At 47.2% G+C, this 17,547-nt stretch carries 17 protein-coding genes; 10 read left to right on the top strand and 7 right to left on the bottom strand.

All coding sequences use genetic code 11. The features are described 5' to 3' along the window. Positions 1-79 precede the first annotated feature (79 nt). The gene (locus MJ595_RS07335; protein WP_263081789.1) at positions 80-985 is read right to left on the bottom strand and encodes a LysR family transcriptional regulator ArgP; all 906 of its coding nucleotides are present in this window, start codon (positions 983-985) and stop codon (positions 80-82) included. Positions 986-1,459: 474 nt separating this feature from the next. Here MJ595_RS07335 and MJ595_RS07330 point away from each other — a divergent pair, with 474 nt between their 5' ends. The 6 genes from MJ595_RS07330 (at position 1,460) to MJ595_RS07305 (ending at position 6,645) form a co-directional block, all read left to right on the top strand. Next, positions 1,460-2,080, top strand: coding sequence for a LysE/ArgO family amino acid transporter (locus MJ595_RS07330; protein ID WP_263081788.1), 621 nt, complete (start codon positions 1,460-1,462; stop codon positions 2,078-2,080). Between the two features lie 29 nt (positions 2,081-2,109). Then, positions 2,110-2,604: a YbaK/EbsC family protein gene (locus MJ595_RS07325; protein WP_263081787.1), complete on the top strand. Its 495-nt coding sequence runs from the start codon at positions 2,110-2,112 to the stop codon at positions 2,602-2,604. A gap of 127 nt (positions 2,605-2,731) precedes the next feature. Continuing rightward, the gene (locus tag MJ595_RS07320; RefSeq protein WP_263081786.1) at positions 2,732-4,084 is read left to right on the top strand and encodes an MFS transporter; all 1,353 of its coding nucleotides are present in this window, start codon (positions 2,732-2,734) and stop codon (positions 4,082-4,084) included. A 104-nt stretch (positions 4,085-4,188) separates the two neighbouring features. Next, positions 4,189-4,734 carry a single-stranded DNA-binding protein gene (ssb, locus tag MJ595_RS07315; protein ID WP_263081785.1) on the top strand — a complete coding sequence of 182 codons (546 nt, stop codon included), beginning with the start codon at positions 4,189-4,191 and terminating at the stop codon, positions 4,732-4,734. Between the two features lie 506 nt (positions 4,735-5,240). Further along, the gene (locus tag MJ595_RS07310; protein ID WP_263081784.1) at positions 5,241-5,822 is read left to right on the top strand and encodes a 5-formyltetrahydrofolate cyclo-ligase; all 582 of its coding nucleotides are present in this window, start codon (positions 5,241-5,243) and stop codon (positions 5,820-5,822) included. 31 nt (positions 5,823-5,853) lie between these two features. Beyond that, entirely contained in the window at positions 5,854-6,645 is a 792-nt protein-coding gene (locus tag MJ595_RS07305; RefSeq protein ID WP_263081783.1) for a hypothetical protein, read from the top strand. A gap of 140 nt (positions 6,646-6,785) precedes the next feature. On the opposite strand, the gene rep is transcribed toward MJ595_RS07305, so the two are convergent. After that, on the bottom strand, positions 6,786-8,810 hold the full coding sequence (rep, locus tag MJ595_RS07300) for a DNA helicase Rep (protein ID WP_263081782.1): 2,025 nt from the start codon (positions 8,808-8,810) through the stop codon (positions 6,786-6,788). 33 nt (positions 8,811-8,843) lie between these two features. Then, a complete protein-coding gene (locus MJ595_RS07295; RefSeq protein WP_263081781.1) occupies positions 8,844-9,449 on the bottom strand; it encodes a MarC family protein in 606 nt (201 codons plus the stop codon). A gap of 170 nt (positions 9,450-9,619) precedes the next feature. Between MJ595_RS07295 and MJ595_RS07290 the strand changes: the two genes are divergently transcribed. Next, positions 9,620-10,372 carry a redoxin domain-containing protein gene (locus tag MJ595_RS07290; RefSeq protein ID WP_263081780.1) on the top strand — a complete coding sequence of 251 codons (753 nt, stop codon included), beginning with the start codon at positions 9,620-9,622 and terminating at the stop codon, positions 10,370-10,372. Between the two features lie 20 nt (positions 10,373-10,392). Here the strand turns inward: MJ595_RS07290 and MJ595_RS07285 are convergent, their stop codons facing one another. Beyond that, positions 10,393-11,898 (bottom strand): YifB family Mg chelatase-like AAA ATPase, encoded by a 1,506-nt coding sequence (locus tag MJ595_RS07285; protein WP_263081779.1) that lies wholly within the window; start codon positions 11,896-11,898, stop codon positions 10,393-10,395. A 182-nt stretch (positions 11,899-12,080) separates the two neighbouring features. On the opposite strand from MJ595_RS07285, the gene MJ595_RS07280 reads away from it, so the two are divergent. Continuing rightward, positions 12,081-13,577 carry a HAMP domain-containing histidine kinase gene (locus MJ595_RS07280; protein ID WP_263081777.1) on the top strand — a complete coding sequence of 499 codons (1,497 nt, stop codon included), beginning with the start codon at positions 12,081-12,083 and terminating at the stop codon, positions 13,575-13,577. Here the strand turns inward: MJ595_RS07280 and MJ595_RS07275 are convergent. Beyond that, a complete protein-coding gene (locus MJ595_RS07275) occupies positions 13,572-14,036 on the bottom strand; it encodes a DUF1097 domain-containing protein (protein ID WP_263081776.1) in 465 nt (154 codons plus the stop codon). The genes MJ595_RS07280 and MJ595_RS07275 overlap by 6 nt on opposite strands. Before the next feature lie 165 nt (positions 14,037-14,201). Here MJ595_RS07275 and aphA point away from each other — a divergent pair, with 165 nt between their 5' ends. Continuing rightward, positions 14,202-14,900 (top strand): acid phosphatase AphA, encoded by a 699-nt coding sequence (gene aphA / locus MJ595_RS07270; protein ID WP_263081775.1) that lies wholly within the window; start codon positions 14,202-14,204, stop codon positions 14,898-14,900. Positions 14,901-15,153: 253 nt separating this feature from the next. On the opposite strand, the gene MJ595_RS07265 is transcribed toward aphA, so the two are convergent. Beyond that, positions 15,154-15,612: a DUF6314 family protein gene (locus MJ595_RS07265; protein ID WP_263081774.1), complete on the bottom strand. Its 459-nt coding sequence runs from the start codon at positions 15,610-15,612 to the stop codon at positions 15,154-15,156. A 46-nt stretch (positions 15,613-15,658) separates the two neighbouring features. Between MJ595_RS07265 and MJ595_RS07260 the strand changes: the two genes are divergently transcribed. Further along, positions 15,659-16,516: a carboxylate/amino acid/amine transporter gene (locus MJ595_RS07260; protein WP_263081773.1), complete on the top strand. Its 858-nt coding sequence runs from the start codon at positions 15,659-15,661 to the stop codon at positions 16,514-16,516. On the opposite strand, the gene MJ595_RS07255 is transcribed toward MJ595_RS07260, so the two are convergent. Next, on the bottom strand, positions 16,511-17,509 hold the full coding sequence (locus MJ595_RS07255; RefSeq protein WP_263081772.1) for a hypothetical protein: 999 nt from the start codon (positions 17,507-17,509) through the stop codon (positions 16,511-16,513). The genes MJ595_RS07260 and MJ595_RS07255 overlap by 6 nt on opposite strands. Positions 17,510-17,547: the final 38 nt, after the last annotated feature.

The following is a 17,547-nucleotide window of genomic DNA, read 5'->3' as shown; positions in this document are numbered from 1 at the left end:
GGAAAAACCAACTTAATAATCAGGAAATAGTATGGGGTTTTATTTTTCGATAACTGCTCTATTTTCAGTGCCACCCATTTCAAATATGGCCTTCATGCAGTATTTGCCGGGCATATTTGGTAACCTGACGAGTCAGGGCATTGATTCTCCCTGTCTCCAATACCCAGTGATGCCAGTAAAGTGACCGGCTGTCCTGTAACTCAGGCAGAATATTTATTAATTCCCCCTTTTCCAATTCCTGTTGGATCTGGAATTCCGAAATCATGCAGTAGGCAATCCCCGCTTTTGCCATAGTGACAAAGGCTTCAGATGATGGCACCACATGACAGGGTGCCTCATTATGAGGCAGGTCAAAATGTTCCTTCAGGAAATTCTGGTGCATATCATCCCGGTGATCAAAGGCGATGGCGGGAGCACTGGACAGGGCTTCCCTGGTTACACCCTGGGGAAAATGCCTTTTAGCAAAGTCAGGGCTGCAAACACAAAGATAATGAACCTCTCCCAGATACTCAGACTGACATCCCGGAAGAGCGTGAGAATCAAGGCTGATTGCTGCCGCCGCCTCTCCCCGACGCATAATTTCCAGTGAGCGAGCCTCATCGTCAACTCGCAGGTTTAGCTCAATTTTCTCTTCCCTGAGCAAAGGAGATAGCGCCGGAATCAACCAGGTGGCAACCGAATCTGCATTCACCGCAAGGGTCACGGGTACAGCTTGCCTGTCATCCTGATGGCAAATACTATCCAGTACATCCTGCTCCAGCATCGTCACGCGCTGATAAAGTCCAAGAAGTTGCTGACCTGCATCTGTAATACCCGGTGGCTGGCTGCGAACCAGAAGTGGCTGAGCCATGATTTGTTCCAGCTGTTTGATGCGTTGTGAAACGGCAGACTGCGTAATGCAGAGTTTGTCAGCTGCCCGTTCAAAACTACCTTCCCTGATTACCGCAGCCAGAGCCGCTACCAGTTTATAATCCAGTGGTTTCATTAGAAAAATTAATAGAATATAAAAAATATTAGTTTTACTGAATTATAGATCCCCTTATAAACTTCCACCACGCCCAAAGGTATTCTCCGGGGCTTTATGCGTATACCTGTTCATATTCCTACAGAAAGCTGAAAACGGTTATAAAAAATGTTTTTTCCTACTGTAGGGGCTGTTGACGTTTGATCGTGAGCTCAGTGGCTCGTAAAGCGGTTTTCCGCAAGGAGGACTGGTGCAGGCATAGTTGTTCTACGTCAAGCCAGTCCAACGCAGTCGGAAAGCCACTTTACGAGCCACCCGAAGGGCCAAAACCAGCGACTCCGTGCCGTCGTTGCAGTAGCTTGAAAGACGTGAGTCTTCCTACGCTACTGCGTCTAGCCACGAAACCGCTGGTTTTGGCTGAGCACACGAGCAAACGTCAACAGCCCCTAGCGAACAGGCATTAATAAATAACTTTTTGGCTTGTGAGTTGTAGCCATGTATCTGTTTCCATTTATCCAGGGCCTTGGGTTAGGCCTGGGAATGATTGTGCCCATTGGCGCCCAGAATGCCTATCTGATCAATCAGGGGATTCGCCGTAACTTTCATTTACTGGCAGCGACGGTGTGTCTTATCTGTGACGTAATGCTCATTGGTCTGGGTATTTTTGGTGCCGGTGAATTCCTGTCAAGAAATCCTCTGGCATTACAGATAATGACTGTCGCCGGTATTATTTTTTTGAGTGTTTATGGCACGTCTTCTTTTAAAAAGGCTTTAAAGGGTGTCACCACATCTGTAGAAGGTAGCAATACGGCCATATTCAGAGGCAAGCGGGGAGTATTGCTTGGTGCTTTAGCGGTGACTTTACTCAACCCCCATGCGTATTTGGATACCATGGTCATTTTAGGCAGCGTTGGTAATCAAATGGAGCAAGAACTCAGGCTGGCCTTTGCCCTGGGGACGTTTTCAGCCTCTTTTATCTGGTTTTTTTCTCTTTCTTCTGCTGCGGCAAAATTTGCCCCCTGGCTATCAAAACCCGGAATTCAGAGAAGCATTGATTTTATAGTGGCATTTATTATGTGGGCAATAGCCATTTCTCTGGTGAAGCAATTCATCTAGCAGCCAGAAATGAATACAGAGAGGACATAATGGATCAATCCGGAATCAAAACGATTTTTCAAAATGTTATCCAGCTATTTAATCAGGCTCAGGTGAATTATCAGTCGTGGGATCATGAGCCGATTCTGGATTTTGAGGCCGATGCAAGGGTGGCTAAAACACTGAACTGGACGGCTGCACCCACTAAAAGCCTGTTCCTTCGATTGCGTGATGGCCGGCACGCTATTTTTATGACTCACAGGGACCAGCGCATGGATAGCAAAAAGGTCAAGACGCTTCTTGGAAGCCGGCCCTCAGTGTGCAGTGATGAGGAAATGATAGAAGTGCTGGGTTGTGTTCCAGGGGCTGTCTGTCCTTTCGGGTTGCCCGATTCGGTGTCACTGGTAATTGACCGCGAGCTAATGAACTATCAGGAGTTGATGTTCACACCCGGTTATCCTGAAAAGACCTTTGCTTATGCCGCAGAGGCCTTACCAAGGTTAGAAGAATACATTGCTGCTCCCGTATATTGGCTTAATAGCTAGGGACTGTTGATGGGAGGTCGGCAGCACGGCCACCCAATTTCTACAATTACTGCCAACTACCCGTCACTCGTCATAAAAACCCTGATACACTAGTTTTTTCGAAATAAGACAGTAATAAGTAATCAGGATGTCTGTACTTGAATTAAAAGCAGTAGCCTCTCTGACAGGGGTGTTTATATTCCGCATGCTGGGGCTGTTTATGGTATTGCCAGTGCTGGTGCTTTATGCGGAAGACCTGCAAGGAGTGACGCCCGCTTTGGCCGGGCTGGCCATTGGCGCCTATGGTTTTACACAGGCGCTGTTACAGGTGCCTTTTGGCTGGCTATCTGACCGGATTGGCAGAAAACCGGTGATCGTTGGGGGATTAGTGATATTTCTTATTGGTAGCCTTGTTGCTGCTAATGCAGACACTATTCAGGGGGTTATCTTTGGGCGGGTTCTTCAGGGGTGTGGTGCCATTGCGGGGGCTATTATTGCCTTGATAGCGGATTTAACAAGGGATCAGTATCGTACCCGAGCCATGGCTATGGTGGGTATGGGCATTGGCCTTTCATTTTGTCTGGCCATGGTCATTGGGCCTGTTATAGGCAGTTGGTGGGGACTTTCCGGACTCTTTATTAGCAATGCATTAATGGCTCTGGCGGCAATTCTGGTGGTTCTGTTGATAGTGCCTTCCCCTCTGGTTTCCAGCAAAGACTTGCATAGTTCCGTTAAGCGAAGTGATATCAGGGCTGTTGTTACTAATCCTCAGCTGGTGAGGCACTTTTTAGGTGTCTTTGCCCTTCATTTTGTCCTGATGGCACTGTTTGTTTTTATCCCGCCTGCCCTGGAGGATGTTGCAGGATATGCCCGATCAAACCATGGCTGGATCTATCTAGCCATTATGGGCCTGTCATTTATAACTATTATTCCCTTTATCGTGATCAGTGAACGGTTGCGGCTCCTGAAACAGTGTTATGTGCTTGCTGTCGCTATCATTATTGCAGCTGTTATTGCTCTGATGGCCGGCCAGGCATCCGCCAGGAACTTACTATTGGGGTTGTTGCTGTTTTTTGTGGCATTTAACTTTTTGGAAGCCTGTCTACCTTCACTGGTTAGCAAACTGTCAACAGTGGGTACCCGTGGCACTGCAATGGGCATGTTCTCTACCAGCCAGTTCCTGGGAGCGGCACTGGGCGGCACCTTGGGAGGGTGGACCCTTGAGCACTGGGGCATCAGTGGACTGCTGCTTACTTGTACAATCCCGACTGCCATCTGGTTGCTATTGTCTGTTACCATGAAGCATCCGCCCTATGTTAGCAGTATGGTATTGGTGCTGGATCCTGCCAGCAGCCATGATGTCCACACCCTGGGGAATTTACTGGCAGTAATTCCCGGTGTTGAAGAAGTTACCGTACTGCCCGGGGGAAAAACGGCCTACCTGAAAGTAGACAAGCGGTGTCTGGACACGGTTGCCTTAAGCCGTTTTGGTGAGTGTTAACTGCTTGATACTCTGACGCCATATTCCGGGGAATATGGATAAATTTATTATGGCTATGGTCAAATGGATAACGTTGACGATGGCGGTCTGATTGGAGAGATTCTATGGCTCGTGGTGTAAATAAAGTCATTCTGATTGGTAACCTGGGTAATGACCCGGATGTGCGCTACACCCCGAACGGCAGTGCCGTAGCTAATCTAAGTGTGGCAACCAGCGAATCCTGGAAAGACCGTAATACCGGACAGACCCAGGAAAAAACGGAATGGCACCGGGTGGTAATTTTTGGCAAGCTGGCGGAAATTGCCCAACAGTTCCTGCGCAAGGGTTCCAAAGTCTATCTGGAGGGCAAGCTGCAAACCCGTAAGTGGCAGGACCAGCAAGGCCAGGATCGTTACACAACAGAAATTGTTGTTGATAGCTTCAGTGGTCAGATGCAAATGCTGGACGGTCGCCAGGAAGGAGGTATGGGTGGCTATCAGCAGCAACCTGGTCAACAGTATGCGGCAGCCCCTCAGCAGCAGGCAGCTCCCGCGCCTATGCAGCGTCAGCAACAGGCACCAGCTGCTGCCCCTCAACAACCTCAGCAGCAATCCCAGCCACAGACCCAGGCGGCAGGCTTTGATGACTTTGATGATGATATTCCGTTCTAGAGTCCACCTAAGACCTACTTGGTAAAGAAATAACATAAACCCCTTTTATAAAGGGGTTTTTTTGTGTGGGAAAGGCAATTAAAACGAAGTTAATTCAGGCGCTGAACGATCAAACGTCAACAGCCCCTAGGGGCTGTTGATGTTTGATCGCGAGCTCAGTGGTTCGTAAAGCGGCCTTACGCAAGGCGAACTGGTGCAGCGCGTAGTTATTCTACGTCAAGCCAGTTTAACGCAGTCGGAAGGCCGCTTTACGAACCACCCGGAGGGCCACAAAGCCAGCGCTTCCGTGCCGTCGTTGCAGCAGCTTGAAAGGCATGAGCATTCCTGCGCTGCTACGCCTAGCCACGAAAACGCTGGCTTTGGCTGAGCACGCGATAAAACATCAACAGCCCCTAGCAATGTTTAGAAATATAACCAGAGGGAAGGGAAGAGCATTATCACAACAGGTGCGTTTTGGTATGTTGATAGCTTTGCCAGAGATAATTTAAAGCCTATAGGAGTAGTAGATGAACCGAAATGAACTCAGAGCAGCACTGAGAAAGAAGCGCCAATCTCTTGAGCCAATAGAACAGCAAACAGCAAAGAGCGCTCTGGCAACAATAATTTACGCACTACCTGAATTTCAACAAAGCCGGCATATTGCCGCCTATCTTGCCAATGATGGCGAAATTGATCCGGCGGATGTCGTTCAGGAGGCCTGGTCCTTGGGAAAGTGTTGTTACCTACCCGTGCTGGACACTCAAGATACAACCAACATGTTTTTTGTAAAATATGGGCCTGAGACACCGTTAGTCCAGAACCGCTATGGGATTTATGAACCCGCCCTGAACAAGGCTGATATCTGTATGCCTGAAAACCTTGACCTGGTGCTTATGCCGCTGACGGGATTTGATGAAATGGGTGGCCGCCTGGGCATGGGAGGAGGCTATTATGATCGGGCATTTGCGTTTATAAAAGAAAAAGGCTTGAGCAAACCCGCACTGATCGGTTTGGCACACGAATGTCAAAAAGTAACTCGAATTCCTGTAGAAAGCTGGGATATTCCCATGGCAGGTATAGCCACTGATACCCGGTATTATCAAAGTTAATTTATAAAATATCCATGGATGGAGTGAAGATTTGATTAAGGAGCTTTATCACTATTGGACGACACCTTGTAGCCCCGCAGCCCGTAAATTGGGCTATCTTAAGGAGTTAATTGCCATCGAGGCCAGAGCCAGGCGAATAGCTCCTTACTGGAAAAGCCATCAGGAAAAAAGCAGGAAGGTTATTTTACAAGCTCTCGATCAGTGCCCACGGTGTGATCAAGCAGTCATTCTTGGTGGAGGGTTGCTATTTGACATACCTCTGGAAACGCTGACAAAACGATTTAGCGAAGTCGTGATTGTTGACATTGTCTTATCGAAACATTTAAGGACTGTTAAAAAGCGATATCCCAATGTCATTTGCCTGGAACACGATATAACCGGAACAGCAGAAGCGCTGGCAGACATTGAAACAGGAAAGCCACTACCCAAGCCAAGCAACAGGCTACCAGAGATTTTGGCAAAGGCTGACTTTGTCGCCAGTGTTAACCTATTATCCCAGCTACCGCTTATTCCCTGTGAATGGCTAATAAAAAAAGGCATTGATGGTCAGCTGATAGATGACTGGTGCTCACAAATCATCAATGCCCATCTAGAGCAGTTAAATCAGCTAACTGGTAATGTCTGTCTTATCACAGACACAGAGCATCATTATCTGGATCGCTCAGGAAAGTGCCATAAGCAGATAGATATGATGAACGGCCTTCAGTTGCCTGCCCCGGATCAACAATGGCAATGGTCAATAGCCCCCTGCAGTGAAGCAGGCAGAAACTGCGAGATTGTAGCTGCCGTCTCTGCCTGGGAAAAATGGCATCAAATCGACTAGGGGCTGTTGACGTTTGCTCGTGTGCTCAGCCAAAACTCGTTTGAAAACCGGATATTCCTGACTTTTTCATTAAGCGAAGCGATTACTAAAACGCGCCTATCACAACTCTATCAAATTGCGGCTCTCTAACTGGGCGCGGTTTAGCTACCCAAAGACTTATAAAGTGCATCCAGCCCTACTTTACCCGCCATTTTTTTCTGCTCAACGGTGGTGTTTCCGTCAAATCCGGTATAGGCCAGATCTTCCTGGGGCAGCTCATCCAGGAAACGGCTGGGGGTGGTATCAATCACTTCACCAAATTGTTTTCGCTGTCCGGCAAGCGTTAATGTCAGGGTTTTTCTGGCGCGGGTAATTCCCACATAGGTTAGCCGACGCTCTTCTTCTATGTTGTCTTCTTCAATGCTGGTTCGATGGGGCAACAGATCTTCTTCCATACCCATCATAAATACGTGGGGATACTCCAGTCCCTTGGAAGCATGCAGGGTGAGTAGTTGCACACGATCAGCGTCGTCTTCCTCTTCCTGGCGCTCCAGCATATCCCTGAGAATCAGTCGTCCTACGGCATCCTCAATGGTCATGGGATCTTCACCCGGTTCCATGGCCCGCTCTATGGTTTGCTGCAGTGAATCAACCAGGAACCAGACATTGGCCATACGCTTTTCCGCCGCTACCGGGGTACTGCTGTTTTGCATAAGCCAGTTTTCATAACCACTATCATCCACCATTTCACGAATAATACGGATAGGGTTATCTTCAGTCTGAACCAGTCGGGAAACCCGGTCCATCCAACGGGTAAACCGTCGGAGTTTTTCCACATACTGTGGGGACAGGGATTCTTCCAGACCCATTTCATTACAGGCCTGATAGAGACTGATATGGCGCTGATTGGCATAATTGCCCAGCTTTTCCAGTGTTGAAGGGCCTATTTCCCGGCGGGGGACATTAACAATCCGCAGGAAGGCGTTATCATCATCCGGGTTAACCAGCAATCGCAGGTAGGCCATAATATCCTTAACCTCTGTCCGGGCAAAGAATGAGGTACCGCCATTGATATGGTAGGGAATCTGATGATGCTGCAACTTAAGTTCCAGCAGCCGGGACTGGAAGTTGCCCCGATAAAGCACGGCATAATCTTTGTAGCTAGAGCCAAGTCGTAGCTTATGGGTGAGAATTTCCGTAGCAATACGCTCGCATTCCATTTCATCATTACGGCAACGAATCACCCGGATTTCATCCCCCATGCCGAGATCACTCCAGAGCGACTTGTCAAAAACATGGGGGTTGTTGGCAATCAGTGTATTGGCTGACTTCAGTATACGGCTGGTTGAGCGGTAGTTTTGTTCCAGCTTGATAACCTTAAGGCTGGGGTAGTCTTCTTTTAGCAGAGCCAGGTTTTCTGGCTTGGCTCCCCGCCAGGCATAGATTGACTGGTCATCATCCCCCACCACCGTAATTTTACCACGGCTACCCACCAGCATTCGGACCAAATCATATTGGGCACCGTTAGTATCCTGGTATTCGTCCACCAAAAGGTAGTGTACTTTATTCTGCCATTTTTCCAGAATAGCCGGATGATTTTTGAACAGCATCACCGGCTGGAGAATCAGGTCATCAAAATCCACGGCATTATAGGCTTTTAATGTCCGGTTATAGTGCTCAAAGACTCTGGCAGCGGTAACTTCCCAGGGCTGTCTGGCGCGTTCCAGTGCTTCCTTCGGCGACACCAGGTCATTTTTCCAGTTGGAAATGGTATGCTGAACCTGATCGACGGTTTCATCTTCAGCTCCCATCTCTCGCATCATCAGCTCACTGATCAGGGCCTGGGCATCCTGGGCGTCAAAGATGGAAAAGCCAGGCTTATAGCCCAAAGCCTGATATTCCCGGCGAATAATATTAAGGCCCAGGTTATGGAAGGTGGAAACAGTCAACCCGTGGCTGGCACGCCCTTTTACCAGTCGACCCACCCGTTCTTTCATTTCCCGGGCAGCCTTGTTGGTGAAGGTCACGGCAACAATATTACGGGCCTTGATCCCGCATTTCTGGATAAGATAAGCGATTTTTGTGGTAATAACGCTGGTTTTGCCACTGCCTGCTCCTGCCAGCACCAGCAGTGGGGTATCAATATATTTGACGGCCTTGGCCTGTCGGTCATTGAGTTTATGCACCGGGATCTTTATCTATTTGGTAAATGGAGATTATCACCCCATCCAGCGTTGAACACCAATAGCTGTCATTACCAGCTCCACCGACAGGGCCGCCAGGATCATTCCCATAACCCGGATAATAATAGCTGAGCCATTATGACCAATCACCCGGAATATTCGGTCAGCCATAAGCATAAAGCCACAGGTAATCAGCAGCACCAGCATCAGGGCGGCAGCCGTCATGGTTTGTTCTGGCAGGGTATAGATGCGGTTATCTGAGAGTACAATAACCGCCATAATGGCACCGGGGCTGGCAATAGAGGGAATCGCCAGGGGAAATACCGCAAGATCATGCCCCGGTTCCCGCTCACCACTGCCTTCCTCAGGGTTGGTAAAAATCATCTGAAGCCCGAACAGAAACAAAATGACTCCGCCAGCCAGTTGCAGTGAGATCAGCTGGATAGACATTGCCTTAAGAATCATCTGCCCAAGAATCAGGGCAGCAAGAAGAATTAAAAAAGCATACAGAGTCGCCTTAAGTGCCGTTTTACGGCGTTGAGTCCTGGACAGGCGTGCAGTCAGGCCGGTGAATAGTGCCAGTGTCCCCACGGGATCAATGGTGGACCACAACATCATAAACTCTTTAATAAGCTTTTCCACAAGCAGTCACCTGACCTTACATCAGAAAAAGTGTGCTTATTTTCCAGACAGTTAGGAGTTAAGTAAATGCCCTTGCGAAGGATTTTTAGGAAATGTCCGGGTCAATAGAATCACCCTTTCAATCATACGCTATGTTTGTCTACTGAATCGGGTTTAATGAAGGAGTGGTTATGAAAGTCTGGTCTTTTTCTTATGGCCTGCTTGGCTGGTTCCTATCTCTGGCAGCAAGCGTTGCAAACAGTGAAGTCCCGGTAAAACAACCGGGTATTCCTTTGCCTGGGACATTGGCTCCAGACTTTGAGGCGGATGTGGTGGTGCCAGATAAAGCGCATCCAGCAGGGAAGGTCATTAAAGGGTTTAAACTATCCCGTATTATTGGCAAAAAGCGGGTTATGCTGATGACATATCCCAAAAACTGCACCTTTATCTGCCCCACAGAATTGATCCAGTTGAATAAGAAACTGGGAGAATTTGAAAAACTGAACTATGAAGTTCTGGTTTTATCTGCGGATGAAGCCGCCCTGGAAAAAGACCGGGAACATTCTCACCAGGCCTGGCGATTAATGCCTGCCAAACCGGATAAAGGCAAGGCAGGCACGCCCATGGGGTTGGGTAATGTGGGCTTCACCATGGTGGCAGACCCCCAGAGGAATATTATCAGGGCTTATGGAATCGAAGGTAACAATCAGCTTGCCTTAAGGGCAACATTTCTGATCGGTCTTGATGGCAAAATTTATGTGGCCGATGTGCAATCAATCAATATTGGGCGAGATATTGATGAGTTACTAAGGAAGGCTGCGGCATTGAAATTTGTTGAAGAAAACCGCGAACTGGTAACACCGGAAGGCTGGCAGCCCGGAGAAAAAGGAATGAAGCCCACCCATGAAGGAGTCAGGAAGCAGGTAAAGAGCGCTGGAGGATAATCATAGGGAACGGTTGCCAGTCACCGATCAAACCGCCGGTAATGAACCGCTTCCGCCAGATGTTTTTTTTGAACCCGGGGTGACGGGTCAAGGTCTGCCAGGGTTCTGGAAACCCTGAGAATCCGGTGAATAGCGCGCCCGGAATAAGCAAACTTATCCGATATATCCTGAATAAACTGCCGTTCAGGCTGACCCAGCTGGCAATGTTTATGAAGCTCCTGCCCCGTTAGCCAGGCATTGGGTTTCCCTTGCCGTTTGAGCTGATGGTTTCTGGCCAGGGAAACTGTCTTTTGGATATGGGCAGAGGTTTCTTCCGGTTGGTGGGGGATGTCATCCAGGAGCTGACTGGTTTTCTGTGAGGCAACTTCCACTTGCAGGTCAATCCGATCCAGAAAAGGGCCGGATAGTTTGTTGCGATAACGACTGATTTGGTCCGGAGTACAGCGGCAGGCCCGGCGACCATCACCAAGGTAACCACAGGGACACGGGTTCATGGCTGCAACCAGCTGAAAGGATGCGGGATAACGTTGCTGGGATTTGGCCCGGGTTATTACAACCTCTCCATTTTCCAGAGGCTCCCTCAGCATTTCCAGGGCCTGCCTTTGGAACTCAGGCATTTCATCAAGAAAAAGAACACCGTTGTGCGCAAAAGAGACCTCACCCGGCTTGGGGTTACTGCCACCGCCCACCAGGGATACCGGAGATGAAGAATGGTGAGGGGTACGAAAGGGCCTTTGGCCCCAGTTTAGGGAATTATTGCTTGATACCAGTGAGTGAATGGAGGCAACCTCAAGGGCTTCACGTTCTTCCAGTAAGGGAAGGATGCCAGGTAGCCTGGAGGCCAGCATGGTTTTACCGGTGCCAGGCGGACCAAAAAGCAGAATGTGGTGCCCTCCTGCCGCCGCTGTAATTAAAGCCCGTTTAGCCTGGGACTGCCCTTTGACGTCAGAGAGATCCGGGTAGTTATGGGGCGTTTTACAGTGGTGCGTTCCTTCCAGGGGAGAGAGGATCTGGTTACCGCTCAAATAGGCACAGACACCCTGTAAATCATTAGCCGCTATAATGCGGGTCTGGCTGGCCAGAGCAGCTATTTTCGCGCTCTCTTCAGGGATTATCAGCTCCATTTTCTGTTGACCACAGGCGATGGCAACTGGAAGCACCGCTTTAATAGCTCGCAATTTCCCGGATAATGCCAGCTCCCCCACAAAAGCTCTATGGGTTAATGCCTCTGAAGCGAGCTGACCAGAGGCTGCCAGAATCCCCAGGGCAATGGGCAGGTCAAAGCGTCCTCCTTCTTTTGGCAAATCTGCTGGAGCCAGATTAACGGTGATTCTGCTGGTTGGAAAATCAAATCCGCTGTTTATCAATGCACTTCTTACCCGATCCTTGCTTTCCCTGACAGCCGCTTCTGGCAGTCCCACAATATTAAGGGCAGGCAACCCGGCCGATAAATGGACTTCCACAGAGACATCAGGGGCACTCAAACCGGACTGCGCCAGGGTATTAACCGTAGCTAACCGTGACATTAGACAGACCCCGACGAAAAATAGTGGGGAAGGTAATTTCCTGAGTGTTGAAATAACATTCTATACTTTTTCATTATGGAGAAGCCTTTCCTGATGACAGCCTGTTATTTCACAGTCAGGTCATCTTTATGTAGAAGCAGTCTACCCAATTCAACAAAAAATTGACGGAATTAGTGATGCTCATGGATGAGCTTAAGATCTCACAGAGTAGCAGTGAAAATAGGACTTTGCCGCCAAAACCAAACCTGCCTTTTTGGAAAGGAGGGCTTTACACCCGCCTGATGGTTAGTGTTTTTTCAATGGTTTTCGCTATTGAGGCGGTGATCCTGCTCCCGGTCTATCACCAGTATAAGAAAAGCCAGCTTCAGCATGTGGAAAGAGATGGGCTGAAAGTGGTTCAGGGAATGATAACTCTCCAGTCCGGCAACTTTAGTGTGCCCGAACATATCTCAGAACTTCCTGAACCTATTCATGGGCTGGCATTCTATAACAAGGATGGCGATCAGGCGGGGGTTTTGGGAGAGGAACAGACCTTTCCTGAAAGATGGGACGGTATTCTCATTCAACCAAAAGATGATAATTTACATTGGATTTACTGGGAACGCAGGGATTTGGGAGGCGCCTACCATGTGGTTGCCCTTTTGGAAAAAAAGGGATTGCATGACCAGGCCCTGCGAAATCTTATCCCCGTCTTTGGCATTGCCTTAGCCATATCTCTTCTGATAACCACGGCTATTATGCTGTTTTTGAAAAACCGAATCATTAAGCCTTTGCGGCAACTCCAGTCCAAGCTAGCTTCATCTGATCATGATAGCCCAAGCTCCAAAGGCAGTGGCGGACTGAAACAAATAATTGATCATGTTGATGGGCTTTTAAACGCTTATCAACAATCCAGTGAATTGCTACAGGAGAAGAAAAAACAGCTAAGAGCCACTAATTTAGTCCTTGAAATGCAAGTGGCTGAAAAGCATACACTGGAAAAGTCCAATCAGCTCAAGACCCGCTTTTTAGCCGATGTTGCCCAAAAAATGAAGGTAGCAATGGATGAATTTATGAAAACAGTGGCGCCTGGCGTTGATATTGGGAATACAGAGTCCTTCCAGGCTATCCGCGGTAATGGTCATCATCTCCTTGAAATATTGAATGACCTGATGGATTTATCCCGACTGAAAGCGGGAATCGCTAACTATAGTCCAGAAGAGACAGACCTCGGCGGATTGATTCGGGAGGTTGAGCGGCCTTTGCAGCAGGCGCTTTCTGAAAAATCCCTGAAAATCACCAAAGAATTTATGACCAGGCAGCTCATAGTCACCTGCGACAGGGATAAAATTCGCCGGGTGTTTATTAACATCATGGACAATGCCATCCGTTTTTCACCGGAAAGGGGAGAAATAAAGATAGGGTTTCGGCGTTACTATGATGACAGGGATGACGAATGGATTAGCTGTACATTTCATGATCAGGGTCCCGGTATTCCGGAAACCGAGCTGGATAGTGTTTTTAACCAGTACGTACAGCAATCAAAGGCTGTTAATGATGATGTCAGTACCGGAATGGGACTGGCAATCTGTAAAGAAATCATCGAAGCCCACGGTGGCACCATAGGCGTTGAGAATAGCAGCGAAGGGGGCGCGCTGCTGATTGTAAACCTGCCGATGAAAAGTGGACTTGATCTATAGCGCTGCCGAGTATCTGTTATAAACCCATAGACCAGACTGTTTCATAGCAAAGCCCATTGTGGCTCCTACCAGTAAAGACAGAGAAACCGTCTTCCAGTCTCCATTGGCAGCAAAGGTTGCACAGGCACCTACAAAAGTACCGGGAATATAAGCTAACCAACGTTGTTTTGCCTGTATGCACATCAGGAAAGATACTAAGGCCACAATCAGATAACCTGCCAGAGAGCTATCCAGTAACGCAGAGCCACTTATCATAACCATGGCCCAACCAACCCCTGTTAAGTTAGTCACCATATTTCCCAGTAATGCTTTTATATCACCCTGGGTAGCAAAATAACCGGTGCAACCTAAAAATCCTGCCCAGGTCAGCAACTGCAAACTATCTGCCATCCAGGCCCATACACCAGAGAGTATCCCTGTGGTAAGGGAAATAAAAAACAACTGGGTCATTGGCATCATTCTCATAACTTTAAAGGCAGCAGTATCGTCAATAACCCTTTTCAACCAATAAGTAATAGTACGTTATTATTCTCCCATAAATTAATCGTTTATTACTTATAGCAACACTTTTTCACAACGCTATCATCCCCCGCACTTCAAACTCATTCCAATGATGTGTTTATTATGAAAAAAGCACTGATAAGCTCTTTAGCCCTTTCTTTTGCTCTGGTTAGCCCATTCACCATTGCCAGCACCCAAGCCTCCTCCACCCAGACTGGTGTTACTTCTGCTGAAGTTATGCAAAGGGCAGCGGTTCATTGGGTTTCTGTGGACAGCATTCGTGAAAGTCTTAAAGACGTACCGCCAATGGCTGTAGGCTTTGACATTGATGACACCGTTCTTTATTCATCCCCAGGGTTTGTCAGAGGCAAGACCGAGTTTTCTCCTGACAACAACGACTACCTGGAAAATACTGAATTCTGGGCAAAAATGAATACCGGCTGGGATGAGTTCAGTATCCCCAAGCGCGTCGCTAAAGAACTGATTAAAATGCATCAGGAACGGGGAGATACCATTTACTTCGTCACTGCACGCCCTTATACCAAGGGTGAAAAGGTGACTGAAATCATCCAGAAAGCATTTGATATTAAAAACATGCAGCCGGTTGTTTTTGCGGACAAAGCCAACAACTTTAACAAAACGGACAATCTGAAAAAGCGTAATATCAAAGTCTTCTATGGTGATGCCGATGGCGATATCACCTCAGCACAGGCTGTTGGTGCCCGGGCGATCCGTATTATGAGAGCAGTGAACTCCTCTTACTACCCACTGCCTAAAAATGGCCAGTTTGGTGAAGAGGTTATCATTAACTCTCAGGCATAAAAGTTTTGACCAGAAACACGATGGCACAGAGGAAAAATGTTTTTCTTTGCTCCGTGCCTTTGTGTTTCCATAGCAATTTTCTTTAAAAATAAAATGAAGGGAGATGAAACAGGCTGAGGTAAGTCTTCCACGCACAGGTATTACAGCTTCATACTTCAATCGAACTCAGGCCAACAAACTTTCTGACCCCGCTCAGATAGCCAGCACAATAGGTGGGCTTTAGAAAGTGCGATTGACATAACCGCCCTATTATCTATTTTGTATAGGCATAGGACAGATGTTCATCTTTCCTGGGGCCTTTAATAGACCAGCTTATATCAACCCCATCCTCCCGGACGACAACAGTAGCATTATAGATATCATCTCCACAAAAATGAGGTCGGGATACTATCACCCCAGGAAACTCAGGGGCTTCAATCAATTCAAATAGCTGAACAGGATTATCTCTGCCTCTGCGGGTATGGTAGAGTGTTATGGATTCCTCATTGCGACACCATAACCACTCATTACACATATCCAGTTTTTTTCCATCTGCCAAAATGAAAATGCCTTTTTCTGTCATATAAAAATGATTTAAGCCCGATGGTTCTGTATCAATCTCGCCTTTTCCCTCTCCACGCCAGCCACTTTGTGACAGTTTTCCCGGCGATGAGACATACCTGAAAAATTTAATTGCCTTCAGCCCTTGCCAAAATCTTTCCAGTACTTTCAAAATGATGCCCTTTTTTTAAAACTCAACCTATTAACTGGTGAAGCCCTTGATATATCTTATCGGTGTAACCTTACTTTGGTCTTTTTCCTTTAGCCTTATCGGCGTTTACTTATCAGGACAGGTTGACCCCTATATATCTGTTTTTAGTCGGATAGCCCTGGCATCCCTGATTTTTTTACCCTTTATTCGCTTAAAGGGCATCACCCCCAAACTGGCCATAAAACTGATGGCTATCGGTGCTACACAGCTGGGTCTGATGTATTTATTTTATTACCAGTCATTTTTATTTTTGAGTGTTCCCGAAGTCCTGTTATTCACTGTATTTACTCCCATTTACATTACCCTGATCTATGACCTCCTGAATCATAATTTTTCTCCCTGGTATTTGCTAAGCGCAGCATTGGCAGTACTTGGAGCAATAGTTATCCAGTTTAGTGGGGTTAACGAAGGCTTCTTTAAAGGGTTCTTGATTGTTCAGGGAGCAAACATCTGCATGGCTCTTGGACAGGTGGGTTATAAAGTGGTCATGGAAAAAGAACAACTCAAACTGCCCCAGCACCATATTTTTGGCTGGTTTTATCTTGGAGCCCTGATAGTTGCTGCCATTGCCTGCCTGCTAATGGCTGACCTCAACCATCTGCCCACCACTTCTGTTCAGTGGAGCATTTTAATATGGTTGGGCATGATTGCCTCTGGACTAGGCTACTTCCTCTGGAACCTTGGCGCCTGCAAGGTTAATCCCGGCGTGCTTGCTATCATGAATAACGCCCTGATTCCGGCTGGGCTGCTTGTGAATATTCTGATTTGGAACCGTGATACAGACCTTCAGCGGTTAGCCCTTGGCGGGAGCATCATCTTTCTATCCTTACTGGTCAATGAATTCCTTCCAGGCAGGTTCTCATAACTCTGTTGACTCAGAACCCTTTAACCCTTGCAGAAACACGTCAATCTGTTCTTTAGTTTCTGGGTCACACTCCTCTTTTAAAAAAGCCACAGAGCTATCTATCCCTCTCACATTTGCCTCCAGAGAAGACTCTAACAGCAGCAGCCGATCATTGAGTTTTTTCAGTTGCTGTTCATGCTTTTTCGACTCTAGGAGGGAAGATAACTTCTCATAAAGAACACCTCTCTCCCTTTTCTGATTCTGAATATCCTTAACATTTTGTGCAAAGAGATGAAATGCAGAAGTATCAACAACTTCTTTCTGATCAAGTCCCAGCTGCGTCATCAACTCTTTTTCCCATTCAGTAGTCACAACTTTTTTTTCCGGCTGGAGAAAACGCTTTTTACTGCCCGGCTCTTCCATAGCATCCATTGACTCAGCGCCTTGCAACTCTTTCACCAATAAATCAATCTGTTCTTGGGTCTCTTGACCACATTGTTTTTTAAACGGAGCCACAAATAAATCTATTGCTTGCAAATCTGCTTTCAAAGAAGATTCTACACCCTGCAGCTGAAAGCCGAGTTTCCTTCTTTGTTGTTCACTTTTTTTCGACTCTGGAAGGGAAGATAACTTCTCATAAAGCACAGTTTGTCTCTTTTTTAAGTCCTTTATATCTTTAACCCTTTGTGCAAAAACAGGAAACTCAGGGGCATCAACCTGTTTCTGCTCAAGCCCAAGCTGGGTTATCAACTCTTTTTCCCACTTAGTGGTCACAGTATTTTTTTCTACCTGAAAAAAGCTCTTTGCTTGATCCACCCCCTTCATAAAATACTTTGCAAGCATCTTTTTTACGGAAGCTTTATTAAAAAATGAACCAGTAAGCCGTTTAATATCATCATAACGCGTGACACGACGATTACCGTAGCTTGCAGAGGCCTTACTTTCCTTCGTTTCTTTCAAGGACTCCAGATTAGGCATTTCAGCCTTATTTGAGGAAGGCCTAACTTTTGACATACTGGCTCCATGAGAATTTTTATTACTATTTTATATCT

This window comes from Endozoicomonas sp. Mp262, from assembly GCF_025643335.1.
In the GTDB taxonomy this organism is placed as follows: Bacteria; Pseudomonadota; Gammaproteobacteria; order Pseudomonadales; family Endozoicomonadaceae; genus Endonucleibacter.
This window is presented reverse-complemented; position numbering and strand designations above follow the sequence as displayed.

What these genes read in the sequence shown, in the direction of transcription:
- MJ595_RS07335 (WP_263081789.1), bottom strand. Translation starts at nt 985, where the DNA reads ATGAAACCACTGGATTATAAACTGGTAGCGGCTCTGGCTGCGGTAATC.
- MJ595_RS07330 (WP_263081788.1), top strand. Translation starts at nt 1,460, where the DNA reads ATGTATCTGTTTCCATTTATCCAGGGCCTTGGGTTAGGCCTGGGAATG.
- MJ595_RS07325 (WP_263081787.1), top strand. Translation starts at nt 2,110, where the DNA reads ATGGATCAATCCGGAATCAAAACGATTTTTCAAAATGTTATCCAGCTA.
- MJ595_RS07320 (WP_263081786.1), top strand. Translation starts at nt 2,732, where the DNA reads ATGTCTGTACTTGAATTAAAAGCAGTAGCCTCTCTGACAGGGGTGTTT.
- ssb (WP_263081785.1), top strand. Translation starts at nt 4,189, where the DNA reads ATGGCTCGTGGTGTAAATAAAGTCATTCTGATTGGTAACCTGGGTAAT.
- MJ595_RS07310 (WP_263081784.1), top strand. Translation starts at nt 5,241, where the DNA reads ATGAACCGAAATGAACTCAGAGCAGCACTGAGAAAGAAGCGCCAATCT.
- MJ595_RS07290 (WP_263081780.1), top strand. Translation starts at nt 9,620, where the DNA reads ATGAAAGTCTGGTCTTTTTCTTATGGCCTGCTTGGCTGGTTCCTATCT.
- MJ595_RS07285 (WP_263081779.1), bottom strand. Translation starts at nt 11,898, where the DNA reads ATGTCACGGTTAGCTACGGTTAATACCCTGGCGCAGTCCGGTTTGAGT.
- MJ595_RS07280 (WP_263081777.1), top strand. Translation starts at nt 12,081, where the DNA reads ATGGATGAGCTTAAGATCTCACAGAGTAGCAGTGAAAATAGGACTTTG.
- MJ595_RS07275 (WP_263081776.1), bottom strand. Translation starts at nt 14,036, where the DNA reads ATGATGCCAATGACCCAGTTGTTTTTTATTTCCCTTACCACAGGGATA.
- aphA (WP_263081775.1), top strand. Translation starts at nt 14,202, where the DNA reads ATGAAAAAAGCACTGATAAGCTCTTTAGCCCTTTCTTTTGCTCTGGTT.
- MJ595_RS07255 (WP_263081772.1), bottom strand. Translation starts at nt 17,509, where the DNA reads ATGTCAAAAGTTAGGCCTTCCTCAAATAAGGCTGAAATGCCTAATCTG.